A 13,801-nucleotide genomic window follows, 5' to 3' on the forward strand; every position below is an offset into this window, starting at 1 on the left:
AGTTCGGGAGTCGAAAGCCGGGTGCGACGCGGGCGCCGGCTGCGGCGTCCCCGCCGCTACCACCGGCTGAACGGCGGCTTGGCCGGGTCGTCGGACGGGTCGCGGAACCCGCTGGTGAACGAGTGCGCACCGGCACCCACCTCGTGTACCCCGCCCTCGTTGGGAAGTACAACCGTGGCCGTGGTACCCGGTGGCACTTCGACGTCCAGGAAGAAGCGTCCGCCGTCCCGGCGCCATCGGGACGATGCCAGGCCGAATGGAGTGAGGTGACTGGCCGACGCGTGCGTCAGCCCGCCACCAGGTTGCGGCGCGATCCGCAGGCGGGCGAATCCCGGCTCTGCGGAGTCGAGGCCCGCGACAACGCGGTGCATGAAGTCGGCGACCGCACCCAGGGCGTAGTGGTTGAACGAGGTCATGTCGCCCGGGTTCACGGAGCCGTCGGGGAGCATGCTGTCCCAGCGCTCCCAGATGGTGGTGGCCCCCATGGTCACGGGGTACAGCCACGAGGGCAACTCGTCCTGCAGAAGCAGGTGGTAGGCGGCGTCGAGCCCGCCGGCTCGCACCAGGGCGTCACAAATGATCGGCGTGCCCACGAACCCCGTGCTGATGTGAAAGTCACTGGCCGCAACGAGGTGCAGCAGTCGCTGCCCCGCCCGGGCCACCTGCTCCTCGGTGGCGAACAGTTCGAACACAATGGCAACGGCGATCGCCGTGACGGTGTCACTGACCACCCGCCCGTTGGGCGCAATGTACTCGGCCTGGAAGGCCGTCGTGGCGCGTTCGGCGACCGTGCGATAGTGCGCCGCGTCGGCGTCCTTTCCGAGGATCGTCGCGGTCTCGGCCAGAAGACGCGCGGTGCGCACGTGGTAGGCGGTGGCCACGAGGTACTTGTCGGTGCGGGAGTCGCCGGGGCTCTCGGGCGGCGCGGTCGGGTCGAGCCAGTCGCCGAGCTGGAAGCCCGTGTTCCACAGGCCGGTGTTGCCGGTCAGGTTGTCGACAAGATCCACCCAGGCGCGCATGCTGGCGTACTGGTCGGCGAGGACGCGGGTGTCGCCGTCGTGCCGGTACATCTCCCACGGCACGATGACCGCGGCATCGCCCCAGGCTGCGGTGGGGTGATTGGGGAATCCGCATTCGATCCAGGGCACGAAATTGGGTACGTGGCCCTGGTCGGCCTGCTCGTAGGCGACATCCCGAAGCCAGCCGCTAAGGGTCCCGTGCACGCCGAACAGCCGCACGGCCGTGGGCGCGAAGACCTGGATGTCGCCCGTCCAGCCGAGGCGTTCGTCGCGCTGAGGGCAGTCGGTGGGCAGGTCGACGAAGTTGTCGCGCATGCTCCAGACGACGTTCTCGTGCAGGCGGTTGAGGCCCGGGTGGGAGCTGTCGAACCAGCCGGTCCGCTCCATGTCGGTGTGCACGACCAGGGCTTCGACGTCTACCGTTTCGATGCCGCCGGGCCAGTTTTCCAGCTCGGCGTAGCGGAAGCCGTGCAGCGTGAACCGCGGGGTCCATTCCTCGATCCCCGCACCGGCCAGGGTGTACCGGTCGACCGACACCGCGGAGCGGAGCGGCCGCACCCCGAGCAGGCCGTCCTCGATGACCTCGGCGTGATGCAGGGTCACAACGTGCCCGGCGGGGCCGGCGACACGGATGCGCAGCTTGCCGGCGATGTTCTGGCCGAAGTCCAGCCGGATGCGATTGCCCGCGACCAGTTCGACACTGACCGGTGGCAGAACCTCGGTCACTCGCACGGCCGGACCGGTCGGCGGTTCCAGCTCGGCGGGGAACGAGGCCAGGTCGAGCTGGGTGGGGGTCTTCCACCCGGTCGCATCGAACCCGACCTCGCTCCAACCGGCCGGCAACAGCCGGGCGTCGTAACTTTCACCCTCGTAGAGACCGGCCTCCGTGACGGGTGACTCGCTCCATCGCCAGGCGTCGGTCAGGGGAACCAGCACGACGGTCCCGTCCGAACGGGTCAGCTCCAACTGCACCAGCACCGACGCATCCTGCCCGTAGACGTCCCACAGCCCGCCCTCGAATCCGATGCGCCCGCGGTACCAGCCGTCGGCAACCCAGACCCCGACGGCGTTGCGGCCGGATCGCACGGCTTCGGTCACGTCGTACGTCTGATAGCGCAGGCGGTGGCTGTAGCTGGTCCAACCGGGTGAGAGCAGGTCGTCGGAGACCGGCCGGCCATTGAGCTCGAGTTCGTAGATCCCGTGGGCACTCGAGTAGATCCGCGCTCGCTGCACGGTGCCGGGCTCAAGGCCGAGGGCGGTGCTGTCCCACTCGGCTCGGAGCAGGTAGCCCGGGCGGAGGGTCCCCTGTGGTTCCGAGACTGAGGCGGCGACAAACGGTACTGCCCAGTCGCTGCGCTCGAGTAGCCCCGCTTCGACCTGCAGGGGAGCGCTCCACTCCGCATCCGGTGGCACGGAGTCCCCTCCCGGACGCACGCGCAGAATGACTGATTCACGCGAGCTGAGCGGGGGAAACGGCCAGGCGATGAGCCGGCTCTGGGCGCCCGCTTCGGTGTGCCGCTGAACGCTTCCATCGCCACGAAGGAGTTCCAGGTCGAGTGATTCGATCGACACTTCGGCTGCGGTGGTCCAGGAGATGCGCGGGCGACGCTCGGCGATTCCGAGGGTCGAGCCACCCCGGCGATTCTCCAGCCAGATGTCGGCGATTGCGGCGACCTGTGCGGTGGTGGTGGTACTCATGTCGCTATCCCTTGACCGATCCGGCGGTGAGGCCCTTCATGACCTGTTGGTTCAGGAAGAGGTAGATGAACAGTGTTCCGAGAACGTTGACGGCGATCGCGGCAAAAGTCGGCCCGTACTGCACGGCGCCGTATTGGCCGGTGAAGTTCAGCAGGCCGACTTGGATGGTGCGCAGCGCATCACTGTTGGTGAAGGTGAGGGCGATGAGCAGGTCGTTCCAGAGGAAGAAGAACTGCACCAGGCCCACGGTGAAGATGGCGTTCTTCACCAAGGGCAGCCCCACCGCCCAGAATGAGCGCAGGATGCTGGCGCCGTCCAGGGTGGAGGCCTCGAAGATCTCGCGGGGCACCGACCGGAAGAAGGTCGCCATCATGAAGACGGTCAGCGGCAGCCCGGTGGCGATGTAGGTGAGGATCATCGGCCAGTAGCTACCGGTGAGGCCGGTGCGGAAGTAGATCGTGAACAGCGGCAGGATGATCATCTGGGTGGGCACCATGATGCCGGCCAGGAAGAGCAGCAGAACGGTTCCGCGGCCCTTCCAGACCATGACCTCGAGCGCAAAGCCCGCGGCAACACCCACGATCAGGATGACCGCGAGCGAGGGGAAGACCACGATGATGCTGTTCACGATGTAGGTGCCGAAGCCGCTGTCGAAAACGGACACGTAGTTGTCGAGCGACCAGCTCTGCGGGAGGGCCCAGAACGGCTCGTTGAGGAACTCGCTCTGCGTCTTGAACGAGCCCAGGAACATCCAGAGCATCGGATAAATCACGATGACGAGAAGCACTGCCAGGAATACCCGAATCGGCAGGCGCGAGAAGAACTGCCGTGCGGTGACTTTCCGCTTGCGCGGCACGGCACTCCGAGGGTTCTGTCGCGGGGTGACGCGGGGGATGGTGGTGGTCTGAGTGGTCATTGGTCAGCTTTTCGTGACGTCGCGGCGGGTGGACCGGAAGATGAAGATGGTGAAGATCAGACAGAGGATCGTCAACATGAGGGCGATCGTGCTGCCGTATCCGTACTGTCCGTAGGTGAACGAGGTCTGGAACATGTACACCGTCAGCGGGGTCGTGGCGTTTCCCGGGCCCCCGTTGGTCAGGGCGACGACGCTGTCGAAGACCTTGAGGGTGCCGTTGATGCTGAAGATGAGTGACGACAGCAGCACCGGAAGGGAGAGCGGAAGCACGATCGTGCGGATGAGTTTCCAGCCGCCTGCTCCGTCGAGCCGTGCGGACTCGAGCATTTCTTCGGGGATGTCGAGCAGGCCGGCGTACAGCAGAACGCCATAGAAGCCCATCGACTGCCAGAGCCCCATCAGCAGCAGGATCCAGAACGACGCGGCCGGCGTGCCGAACCAGTCGACCGAGTCGATGCCGAGCAGGTTGAGGAATGAGTTGACCGGGCCGGTCGTGGGCGCCGCCTCGAACAGACGCTGGAACAGCAGCGCGACGGCCACGGTCGGAAGCACGATCGGGAAGAAGATGATGGTGCGGATCGCCGACGACGACCTCTTCAGCCAGAAGACGTAGAGCAGAGACAGCCCGAAGCCGGCCCCGACCTGGAGCACGGTCATCACGACCGCGAATCGCACGGTGAACCAGATGGCGCTCCAGGCCGCCGGATCCTGGAAGAACTTGATGAAGTTGTCGAAGCCGTTGAAGGTGAACCCGACGATCGGGTTGCCGTCGAGGACCGTATAGCCGAGGGACCAGATGATCGGCACGAGCATGATGAGCGAGTAGACCAGGAGGGCCGGCCCGAGAAGGATCAGGATGGCGCGCTTGTCGCCGAGGACTCTTTCCATGGTTCTTTCCGTCTATGGGCTGCCGGAGCAGCGGGTGATGAGCGGGGGCGCAGCGCGTGCGCCACGCCCCCGTACTACTGGGGCGAGGAGTTACCCCTCGTCGTTGGCTGCCTGCACGAGCTTCATGAAGTCAGCTCCGCTGATGCTGCCGCTGGCGAGGCCACCGCCATTGGTCTGGCTGACGCTGGTGCCCTTGGAGGTGAACAGCGCCTCGAACCACAGGATGCTCGACGGGGCATCCTGGATCTGCTGCTGCACGATCTGCGTCGTTTCGGGCAGGTCGGCGGGCGGGTTGTCGAGCGCGAACCCCGACACGACGCCGCTCTCGTTGAGTACGGCATCGCCGTAGTTGGAGACGATGCACTTCAGCCAGGCCGCCTGGTCGTCGCCGAAGTCCTTCTGCGCGAACATGACGGGCACACCGACGTTTGCCGGCACCTGGTCGATCGATCCCTTGCCGCCCTCGACGTCGGGGAATGGCGCGAAGCCGATGTTGTCGGCACCGATGGTGTTCTGCGCCTCGTCGTTGAAGTTGGCCAGCGCCCAGCTGCCCATGTAGAAGAAGGCGGACTTGCCGGTGAGGAACTCGTTGATGGCGGCGTTGTAGTCAATCGAGCCGATGGCCTCGCCGAAGTAGCCGGCCTCGCCGAGGGCAGCGACAGCATCCGCTGCCTTCACGTACTCGGGGTCGGTCAGTTTGGCGTCGCCGTCGGCGACGGCCCTGAGGGCGTCCGGTCCGAGGTCGCGGGCGATGTAGTCGCCGACGAGTCGCGTGATGGGCCAGCCATCCTTGCCGGCCGCGGAGAAGGGTTGCACGCCGGCTCCGTCCAGCGTCGCGGCGGCTTCGACGAGGTCATCCCAGGTTGCGGGCGCCTCGATGCCGTTGTCGGCCAGGATCGCCTTGTTGTACCAGAACCCCTCGATGTTGAACTCGGTCGGCAGCGAATACAGCGTGTCTTCGCCGTAGAGCGCCTTGATCGTGGATTCCGCCGCGGGCAGGATCTTGTCGGCGACCCCGAGCTTGTCGAGTTCCGCCGAGAGGTCGACCACCTGGTCGGCATCGATGAACTGCTGCATCAGCGACGGCGTTCCTGCGGCCATCGACATGTTCGACAAGGCGTCCTGGCCGGCCAGAAGCTGGAGCTTCTGATCGAACTGTGGTCCCGCCGACTTGTCCGCGGTGAGGGGTGCCGCCTTCTCTTCGGCCGCGCACTGATCTTTGGCCAGCGCGTTGAGCGTGCCGATGATGGTGGTGTTCTCGGTCTGGCCGAGATAGGTGAATGTGCCGCTGGCGGCGCCGCTGCCACCTCCGGCTGGGCCGCAGGCGGTGAGCAGAAGCGCTCCCGCTCCGAAAACGGCCACGAGGGGCACAAAACGCCTCCGTCGTGATTTCACTGCTGTGATCACAATTCCTCCTTGAATGCGAAGCCTCACAATTGAAGCGTTTCACAGAAGGTATCCGTGCGGTCGCAGATCTGTCAACCCTTGTTGGGTTACTATTTTGGAACGCTTCATTTCTCGTACGGCTGTCGCGCGGCGACCCGCGCGAGTGCGGGCATGATGTGGGAACATTCGATCAGCGACGGCGCCGTCGCTACACACAGTGGGAACGGAAAATCCTTTGGCACAGCCGCGGAGAGAGGCCGGAAAGTCGGCACCGAGCATGGCTGATGTGGCCCTGCATGCCGGTGTAGCGCTCGGCACCGTCTCCAACGTGCTCAACAAGCCAGAGAAGGTGAAGGAACTCACCCGCCGCAAGGTCATGGCGTCGATCGCCGAACTCGGCTTCGTGCGCAACGATGCCGCCCGCTCTCTCGCCGCGGGAACCAGCAACACGATTGGCATCGTGTTGGCCGACCTCAGCAATTCGCTCTTCGTCGACATCGCCCGCGGGGCCGAGGCCACGGTGCGACAGCACGGCATGAATCTTCTCATCGCGAATTCCGATGTGGATCTCACCAAGCAATCGCTGAACATCAGCCTCTTTGAACAATCCAGGGTCGCGGGCGTGTTGCTCGCCCCGCTCGACACCGCGTTTGCGCGCACGAACTCCGTTCTCAGCACGACTCCCCTGGTGCTGGTGAACTATGCATCCGAATCGGGTACCTATTCCGGCGTGGTCGCCGACGAAGTGCATGGCGGCTATGAGGCTGCCCGGCACCTCATCGGCCTCGGCCGGACTCGGCTGGTGTTCCTCGGCGGGCCACTGATGCTCATGGCGGTTGCCCAACGTCTCGCCGGTGCACGAGCAGCGGTGGCCGAGAGCCCGGGCGTGACGCTGGAACACATCGAGACCCGTGGCCTCAACATGGCTCACGGGCGCCAAGCCGGTCAGGAGATCCTGACCCGGCCGGCCGGAACATTCGACGGCGCCGTCGCGGCGTCGGACTTGCTTGCCGTTGGCGCCATCCAGGTGCTGGACGAGAACGCGGGGTACGAGGTGCCAACAGATCTGGCCTTCATCGGCTATGACGACAATCACTTCGCGTCGGAGAGCGCCATCCCGGTGTCCACGATCAGTCAACACGGCGAGGAGATGGGCAGAGCGGCCGCGCAACTCCTGATCAACGAAATCCATGGCGGCCCATTGACCCTGAAGAGAACCGTGGTCATCAAGCCGGATTTGGTTCCGCGGCGCAGCACGCTGGGCGACGACTGGCGCCGCGACTGACCAGCCACTGGTTATATGCGCGACGTTGCCCCGCTATTTCCCGCGAGGTAAAGCCTCTCGCCGGTGCGCCAGAACTGCAGGGCGAGGATGACCGCCGCGCCGATCAGCGCTGCCCCGAACACCGCGAGCAGCCCGGCGACCTCGAGATCGCCGGTGCTCAGCGGCATGGCCGCAAAGCCCAGGACCACGCCGCCGATGGCACCGAGAGTCAGATCGGCACGCTGGGCGAACAGTAGCGTGCGGATCAGGCTGGGGGCCGCCTTCGCACGGGTGAGCGGATGCCGGCGGAGCTGGCCGGGGTAGCTGAGCTTTTTGATCAGCGAGACCAGGGTTGCTGCTGCGGCGGCCGCCATGGTGAGACCCGGCATCAGCACCAGCATCTGCAGCTCGATCGGGTTCTGCACCCGGGCGAGCACCTCGGGCGTGAGCAGCCCGCGGGAGAGTTGAAACGGGTAGCTGAGGTAATACAGGGCCGCGAACCCGGCGGCCCAGAGGGTGTGCACCTGCGCGCCGAGCGGGCGCACCCGGTAACGCAGCACGTTCGTGAAGATGGACTTGGCGGTATCGACCGGGGCACGGCGGCTCAGCTGGCGCCGCACGATGTCGAGCACGACGAGTAGCCAGGCCCCGAGCAGGAAGAGCGCACCGAGCAACACTGCCAGTGCGACCGCGATGGTCATTCCTCCCCAGCCGCCCCCGCCGGTCGGCACCAGCACCCGGGTCATCAGCCAGGCGGCGACGGGCGCATCCGTCGCCACGCCCGCGACGATGAGCGTGTAGAGCGACGCCGAGCCGATGAGGAGCACGAGCGCGGTGGTCCGGAGCTGGTTTCGGAGGAAACGGGCGGTGGCCTCACGGCGGGCGGCGAGTGGTGAGCTCGTGCGTTCTGGCGTAGCTGTCATATGTCTGTTCCCCCGTGGTTGACGGCCAGTCTAGAAGCCGCGAATGTGGCCGGGCGCACAGCAACCCCGACCACCCTGCACTCAGCACGCGGGGGCTTGGGCAGCACCACGAACACCGCGGTCACACCCAGCGCCAGCGCCACACCACCGACCTCGAAGCCCCGCAGGCCGATCTCGACAAGCTCGACCAGCGGACGGGGGCAGCTCGACCGAGGCGCGGGGCGGCGTAATGGAGCGTTACCGCGGGGGTCATGGGGGCGAAATAAGCCGCCCTTCTAATGAGAGTGTCGGCCCGCGGACGGGCCGAATCCCGGGCAAGTGACTGGAGTTCCCATGACCGTTCAACGAAGCTATCTCGCCGTCGGGGATGCCCAGGTGCACCTGCGTAGCACCGGGCCCGTCGACGGCGTGCCCGTGCTGCTGCTGCACCAGGTGCCCAGCTCCGGCGCGATGTTCGAGGCGATCATGGCGCCGCTGGCCGCCCTGGGATACCGGGCCACCGCGCTCGACCTGCCCGGCTACGGCATGAGCGACCCGATCGGCGACCTGCCCAGCCTCGACGACTACGCCGCGCTCGTGACCGCTGTGCTCGACCAGCTCGACATCCCCGCCACCCACGTGATCGGCCACCACACCGGCGCCGGCGTTGCCCTGGCCCTGGCCCGCGCACTGCCCGATCGGGTGGGAGCCCTGGCGCTGTGGGGCGTGCCGCTGATCGAAGGCGACCTCTCGGTGGAGCTGGCTACCGAAGCCGCACCAGACTTCACCGCCGACTACGCCACGGCACTCGCCGCATCCTGGACCACCTGGTGGGGACTATGCGACGCCAGCACCGCGCCACACGTGGTGCCGCGCAACATCGCCGAAGTGCTGCTCTCCGACCTGCACCGGCCCGACGGCCACCGTGCCGTGGGCCGGGAAGACACCGTCGCCCTGGTGAGCGCGGTGACCAACCCGGTGCTCGCGATGTGCGGCTCCAACGAGATGCTGCACGACGAGACCGTCGCGAGTATCGAGGTGTTCCCCAACGCCACCCTCGCCGACATCCGTGACCTCGGGATCGACGCCTTCGATGTGGCCCCCGACGAACTCACCGCCCTGATGCACGACTTCTTCACCACGAGCACGAACTGAGGCTCACCATGACTGACCTGAAAATCGGACTCTCCCTCGGCAGCGTCGGCGGCGACTTCCGCACCATGATCGACCTCGCCCGGCAGGCCGAGGAGCACGGCTTCGACCTGGTGACCGGCGGCGATAGCGGCTCCGAGTCGTTCGCGTTGATGGGAGCGCTGGCGGTGAGCACCGAACGCGTGCAACTGATCACGAGCATCGCCGGCTGGACGCGCACCCCGGCCACGATGGCGCACGCCGCCGCCACGGTCGCCAACCTCAGCGGCGGCCGGTTCAGCCTGGGCATCGGCCCCACCCCCAAGGCCTGGGTGACCGGCTGGCACGGCCTGGAGTTCGACCCGGTGATCCCGCGCATGCGGGAGTACCTGACCGCGGTGCGGGCCTGCCTCGATGCTTCCGCCGACGCCCCCACGGATGTCGACGGCGAGTTCTTCCCCAGCCACGGCTTCGCCAACTGGGATATCGAACTGGCCGAGCCGGTTCCCCTGGTACTCGGGGTGTCGCAGCGGCACATGACCGAGCTCTCGGGCGAGCTCTGCGACGGGGTGATGCTCAACTCGATCCACCCGATCGAGTGGATCGAGAAGAACGCCACCGACTACCTGGCCGCCGGTCGGGCCCGCGGCCCGCTGGCCGGGCAGCCCATCGACCGCGGCATCGGTCGGTTCGTTGGCATCCACGAGGATCGCGCCACCGCCTACGACCTCTGCCGGGCGCAGCTGGCGTTCTACTTCGCCATCCCGTACTTCCGCACCCTGATCGAACCCTTCGGGTTCGAGGCCGAACTGGCCGCGGGCGAGAAGGCGCTGCGGGAGGGCGACAAGGCCGCCCAGATCGCGGCGGTCAGCGACCGGATGGTCGACGAGATCGCGCTGGCCGGCAGCCCCGACGAGGTGCTCGAGAAGCTCGGTCGCTACGAGGGCTTGGTCGACTGGGTCTCGTTCGGCGGCGGGTTCAACCTCGACCCGGATGCGGCGAACGCGAACTACCGCCGTCTGATCGAGGTGTTCGGCCGCTGATCGGCCGACTGCCTCGCATGTCGCTTGCGCGACCTCCCGCGCACTGGTAGTTCTTGGACCAGATAGGCGGGAGGCCATGCTGGCCATCATCATCGCAGAACTGGCGCCGGCGGCCGCCATCCTGTTCACCGTGCTCATGGCGGGTTTGATCGTCTTCCAGGCGGCGCTGATCGCGGGCGCACCGCTCGGGCATCTCGCCTGGGGCGGACAGGACCGCGTGCTGCCGGTGCAGAAGCGGCTCGGCAGCGCCATCTCGATCGGGCTCTACCTGATCTTCGCGGTGCTCGTGTTGCAGCGTGCCGGCCTGGCGAACGTGCTGCCCTGGCCGGGGGTCGTCGTCGTGGCCACCTGGGTGCTGGCCGGCTACTTCGCGCTCGGCATCGTGCTGAACGCGGTGTCGAGGTCGAAACCCGAGCGGTTGACCATGGCGCCGCTCAGCGCTGTGCTGATGGTGCTGACCGTGATCGTCGCGCTGAGCTGACCCGACGCGGGCCACGAGAGCGGCCGAATGGTTGTTTCCGGGGGTCCGAGGCAGCCATTCGGCCGCTCTCGCGGAACCTATCGCATCTCGGCGAACGCGCATGGCACGATGGTCGAAGCAATACTGTTCGTCCCCTCGCTCCCCTCACCCAACGAGAGGTGACCGCATGACCGGGTCCGCCGTTGTCACCCCGGTCGCGCCGCGCCTGCAGCGAGACCGCTACGTGGTGCCGGATGTGGCGCGTGGACTGGCCATCCTGGCGATGCTGGTGGCCCATGCCGGCCCGATCATGGCCGAGCAACCGGCCGCCACCCTGTTTCTGCAGAGCCAGCTGAACGACCTCGCTTCGCCGCTGTTCGCCCTCACGATGGGCGCGGCGGCCGCGATCGTGCTGGCCAAGGCCGGCCGTGGGCCCGGCGCCGTGCGCTCGGTGATTCTGCAGAACCTCATTCGCGGCGCGATCCTGGTGGCGCTCGGGCTGCTCCTGGAGACCTGGGGCAGTTGGATCGCGATCGTGCTGTCGTTCCTGGGTATCGTGCTCGCGGTTGGCACCCCACTGGTGCTGCTGGGCACCCGCGCGCTCGTGGCCGTGCTGGCCGTGGTGCTCGTGGTGGGTGCGCCGTTGAACGACGCCGTGCTGGTGGCCACCGGTCCCTTGATCACCGCCGGCGAGCGCACCCCGGCCAGCTTTTTGCTCGAGTGGATCTTCCTCAGCCCGCACTACCGCGTGACCAATCTGCTGCCCTGGTTCCTGCTCGGGGCGCTGCTGTTCCGCATCCACTTCGGCGGTCGCCGCACCGGCCTGGTGCTCGTGGCGATCGCGGTGCCGGCCTGGTGGCTCGGCCCGCTCTGGCGCGGCGCCACCGGCGAGCAATTCAGCGCGTCGGGCAGCTATCTCGACACCCTGCACGACGCCGGGCTGGTGCTCTTGGCGCTCGGGATCATCATGCTGTTGGCGTCGCTCCGCGGCCGGCGGTCGTCAGCGGTGGTGCACGCCGTGTTCCTGCCGTTCCGGGCGATCGGCTCGGTGTCGCTGTCGCTCTACGTCTTCCAGGTGGCGGTGGTGGGACTGATGAGCGAGAACGGCATCCGGTTCGGCACCACCGATCCGGTGGCGTGGCTCGTGTTGGTGCTCGGGGTGCCGCTCGTGGGCATCCTGTGGTGGCGGTTCGTGGGCAAGGGCCCGCTCGAGTGGCTGATCGGGGTGGTCTCCGGTCGCTACCGGCCCCGCCGTGCCGCGCCCGTCGACGCCCGTTCCGGGCCGTAGGGGCCGGCGACCGAGCGCGTCAGGCGGCTGCCTGATGGAGCGGTTCCAGGGCCGAGTCGAGCGCCGCTTCGAGCGGCCAGGCCGACCGCATCGGCTGACTGAGCACAAGCCCGCCTTGGATCGCGGCGAGGATGACGACGGCGATGCGCTGCGGGTCCGCCGTGCGGTCGATGTGGCCGCCGGCCTGCATCTTCGTGACGCCCTCGGCCAGTGTGTCCCTCCACGTCGCCATGCTCGCGTTGAAGAATGCTTCGAGGTCGGGGTCGGTCAGGGCGGCCTGCGTTGCCAGCGAACCGATCGGGCAGGCCCACCGGCCCAAACCCAAGTAGTACTCCACTAGAGCTGCACGCCACTGGATCCAGGAATCCCAGGTGCTGAGGTCGTGGATGAAAGGTTCCTGGGCCGCGAGGAGCTGTTGCCCCTCCCAGGTGGCGACTTCGCGCACGAGTTCGGATTTGCCGCCCGGAAAGTAGTGGAAGAGCTGGCTCTTGCTGGTAAGCGTGGCCGCACGCACGGTGTCGAGGGTCGTGCCGCCGATGCCGGCGGCGAGGATCTGCTCTCCGGTGGCCTCGATGATCCGCTGCCGGGTGGCCCGACCGCGGGCGGTGATTTTCGTCTCCTCCATCCCTCGATCGTATCGTAGTGGACCACAGGGTCCAGACTGTGATACGAATGGACCGTGAAGTCCCCTACTGATGAAACGCGGTCCATGTTCCCCGAGCCCCGTGTCGCCGGCCGCACCGACGTGCGCGCTGTCGTCAGCGGCATCCTCGACGACCGGGTCGGCTGATGCTCGAGACGACCGCGGCAGCGCCGTTCGGGGCGGAGTCCACCGCGCTCGAGGTGGTCGACGGCCTCGACCTGGCCGGACGATCCGCCCTCGTCACCGGCGCAAGCTCCGGAATCGGAGTGGAGACCGCCCGCGCGCTGGCCGCGGCCGGCGCGCGTGTCACGCTCGCCGTTCGGGATCTGGCGGCCGGCGAGCGAACAGCCGAGGACATCCGCTCTAGCACCGACGCCGGCACAGTGCGGGTGGCCCACCTCAACCTGGCCGACCTGGCCACGGTGCGAGCACTGGCCGCGTCGTGGACGGGACCGCTCCACATCCTGGTCAACAATGCCGGCATCATGCACACCCCGGAATTGCGCACCCCGGCGGGCTGGGAGATGCAGTTCGCCGTCAATCACCTGGGGCACTTCGCGCTCGCGACCGCGCTGCATCCCGCGCTGGCCGCCGCCGGCGGGGCTCGCATCGTGGCGGTGAGCTCGAGCGGGCACGGCTCAAGCGGCATCCGGTTCGACGACCTGTTCTTCGAACGGGATGCCTACGATTCCGGGCTCGCCTACGGGCAGTCGAAAACGGCGAACGTGCTGTTTGCGCTCGAGGCCACCCGCCGGTGGGCGGACGACGGCATCACCGCCGCCGCCCTGATGCCGGGTGGAATCTGGACCAACCTGCAGCGACACTGGGACCCTGAGGTGTTGGCCGGGATGAAGCGCCGCTACCCGGGGAAGAGCCCCGCGCAGGGAGCGGCAACCTCGGTCTTCGTGGCCACCCGGGCCGCGCTCGGTGTCGGCACGCCGGGGTACTACGAGGATTGCCACCCGGCCAGAATGGTGCCGGAAATCGTCGATGGGATCTACGGAGTGCTCCCGCATGCGCTCGACCCGGCCGCAGCACGCCGGCTCTGGGACGTCTCCGCCGACGTGATCGCGACGGCCTGACCGCCGCCGCACTCGCGGCGCCCGTCTGCCCTCGTTTGCGGACTTCGCACAGTCCCGAGGGCTCAGAACTGTGCGAAGTCC

At 67.4% G+C, this 13,801-nt stretch carries 12 protein-coding genes; 6 read left to right on the forward strand and 6 right to left on the reverse strand.

All coding sequences use genetic code 11. The features are described from left to right. Window positions 1-56: 56 nt before the first annotated feature. The 4 genes from CTB96_RS04140 to CTB96_RS04155 form a co-directional block, all read right to left on the reverse strand. Window positions 57-2,717 (reverse strand): glycoside hydrolase family 78 protein, encoded by a 2,661-nt coding sequence (locus CTB96_RS04140; protein WP_110125620.1) that lies wholly within the window; start codon window positions 2,715-2,717, stop codon window positions 57-59. Between the two features lie 4 nt (window positions 2,718-2,721). Continuing rightward, window positions 2,722-3,633, reverse strand: a complete 912-nt coding sequence (locus CTB96_RS04145) for a carbohydrate ABC transporter permease (RefSeq protein WP_110125621.1) — start codon at window positions 3,631-3,633, stop codon at window positions 2,722-2,724. Window positions 3,634-3,636: 3 nt separating this feature from the next. Then, window positions 3,637-4,521, reverse strand: a complete 885-nt coding sequence (locus CTB96_RS04150; RefSeq protein ID WP_110125622.1) for a carbohydrate ABC transporter permease — start codon at window positions 4,519-4,521, stop codon at window positions 3,637-3,639. Window positions 4,522-4,611: 90 nt separating this feature from the next. After that, window positions 4,612-5,892: an ABC transporter substrate-binding protein gene (locus CTB96_RS04155; protein ID WP_248283201.1), complete on the reverse strand. Its 1,281-nt coding sequence runs from the start codon at window positions 5,890-5,892 to the stop codon at window positions 4,612-4,614. A 292-nt stretch (window positions 5,893-6,184) separates the two neighbouring features. Between CTB96_RS04155 and CTB96_RS04160 the strand changes: the two genes are divergently transcribed. After that, window positions 6,185-7,192 (forward strand): LacI family DNA-binding transcriptional regulator, encoded by a 1,008-nt coding sequence (locus CTB96_RS04160; protein WP_110125623.1) that lies wholly within the window; start codon window positions 6,185-6,187, stop codon window positions 7,190-7,192. Window positions 7,193-7,203: 11 nt separating this feature from the next. Here CTB96_RS04160 and CTB96_RS04165 read toward each other — a convergent pair whose 3' ends face one another. Beyond that, window positions 7,204-8,094 (reverse strand): hypothetical protein, encoded by an 891-nt coding sequence (locus CTB96_RS04165; protein ID WP_110125624.1) that lies wholly within the window; start codon window positions 8,092-8,094, stop codon window positions 7,204-7,206. A 333-nt stretch (window positions 8,095-8,427) separates the two neighbouring features. Here CTB96_RS04165 and CTB96_RS04170 point away from each other — a divergent pair, with 333 nt between their 5' ends. From CTB96_RS04170 to CTB96_RS04185, 4 genes are all read left to right on the forward strand, one after another. Further along, window positions 8,428-9,228, forward strand: coding sequence for an alpha/beta fold hydrolase (locus CTB96_RS04170; protein WP_110125625.1), 801 nt, complete (start codon window positions 8,428-8,430; stop codon window positions 9,226-9,228). An 8-nt stretch (window positions 9,229-9,236) separates the two neighbouring features. Continuing rightward, complete coding sequence (locus CTB96_RS04175) at window positions 9,237-10,247, forward strand: LLM class flavin-dependent oxidoreductase (RefSeq protein WP_110125626.1); 1,011 nt, start codon at window positions 9,237-9,239, stop codon at window positions 10,245-10,247. Window positions 10,248-10,323: 76 nt separating this feature from the next. Further along, the gene (locus tag CTB96_RS04180; RefSeq protein WP_110125627.1) at window positions 10,324-10,728 is read left to right on the forward strand and encodes a hypothetical protein; all 405 of its coding nucleotides are present in this window, start codon (window positions 10,324-10,326) and stop codon (window positions 10,726-10,728) included. A gap of 166 nt (window positions 10,729-10,894) precedes the next feature. Next, window positions 10,895-11,995, forward strand: coding sequence for an acyltransferase family protein (locus CTB96_RS04185; RefSeq protein ID WP_110125628.1), 1,101 nt, complete (start codon window positions 10,895-10,897; stop codon window positions 11,993-11,995). A gap of 19 nt (window positions 11,996-12,014) precedes the next feature. On the opposite strand, the gene CTB96_RS04190 is transcribed toward CTB96_RS04185, so the two are convergent. Then, complete coding sequence (locus CTB96_RS04190) at window positions 12,015-12,620, reverse strand: TetR/AcrR family transcriptional regulator (RefSeq protein ID WP_110125629.1); 606 nt, start codon at window positions 12,618-12,620, stop codon at window positions 12,015-12,017. 164 nt (window positions 12,621-12,784) lie between these two features. Between CTB96_RS04190 and CTB96_RS04195 the strand changes: the two genes are divergently transcribed. Beyond that, on the forward strand, window positions 12,785-13,720 hold the full coding sequence (locus CTB96_RS04195) for an SDR family NAD(P)-dependent oxidoreductase (protein WP_110125630.1): 936 nt from the start codon (window positions 12,785-12,787) through the stop codon (window positions 13,718-13,720). The last annotated feature ends 81 nt before the right edge of the window (window positions 13,721-13,801 follow it).

Source organism: Cryobacterium arcticum, from assembly GCF_003185895.1.
GTDB lineage: Bacteria > Actinomycetota > Actinomycetes > Actinomycetales > Microbacteriaceae > Cryobacterium > Cryobacterium arcticum.

Excerpts from the sequence above, each read along its gene's own strand:
- CTB96_RS04160 (WP_110125623.1), top strand. The coding sequence starts at position 6,185 with ATGGCTGATGTGGCCCTGCATGCCGGTGTAGCGCTCGGCACCGTCTCC.
- CTB96_RS04180 (WP_110125627.1), top strand. The coding sequence starts at position 10,324 with ATGCTGGCCATCATCATCGCAGAACTGGCGCCGGCGGCCGCCATCCTG.
- CTB96_RS04150 (WP_110125622.1), bottom strand. The coding sequence starts at position 4,521 with ATGGAAAGAGTCCTCGGCGACAAGCGCGCCATCCTGATCCTTCTCGGG.
- CTB96_RS04170 (WP_110125625.1), top strand. The coding sequence starts at position 8,428 with ATGACCGTTCAACGAAGCTATCTCGCCGTCGGGGATGCCCAGGTGCAC.
- CTB96_RS04195 (WP_110125630.1), top strand. The coding sequence starts at position 12,785 with ATGCTCGAGACGACCGCGGCAGCGCCGTTCGGGGCGGAGTCCACCGCG.
- CTB96_RS04145 (WP_110125621.1), bottom strand. The coding sequence starts at position 3,633 with ATGACCACTCAGACCACCACCATCCCCCGCGTCACCCCGCGACAGAAC.
- CTB96_RS04175 (WP_110125626.1), top strand. The coding sequence starts at position 9,237 with ATGACTGACCTGAAAATCGGACTCTCCCTCGGCAGCGTCGGCGGCGAC.
- CTB96_RS04185 (WP_110125628.1), top strand. The coding sequence starts at position 10,895 with ATGACCGGGTCCGCCGTTGTCACCCCGGTCGCGCCGCGCCTGCAGCGA.
- CTB96_RS04190 (WP_110125629.1), bottom strand. The coding sequence starts at position 12,620 with ATGGAGGAGACGAAAATCACCGCCCGCGGTCGGGCCACCCGGCAGCGG.
- CTB96_RS04140 (WP_110125620.1), bottom strand. The coding sequence starts at position 2,717 with ATGAGTACCACCACCACCGCACAGGTCGCCGCAATCGCCGACATCTGG.
- CTB96_RS04165 (WP_110125624.1), bottom strand. The coding sequence starts at position 8,094 with ATGACAGCTACGCCAGAACGCACGAGCTCACCACTCGCCGCCCGCCGT.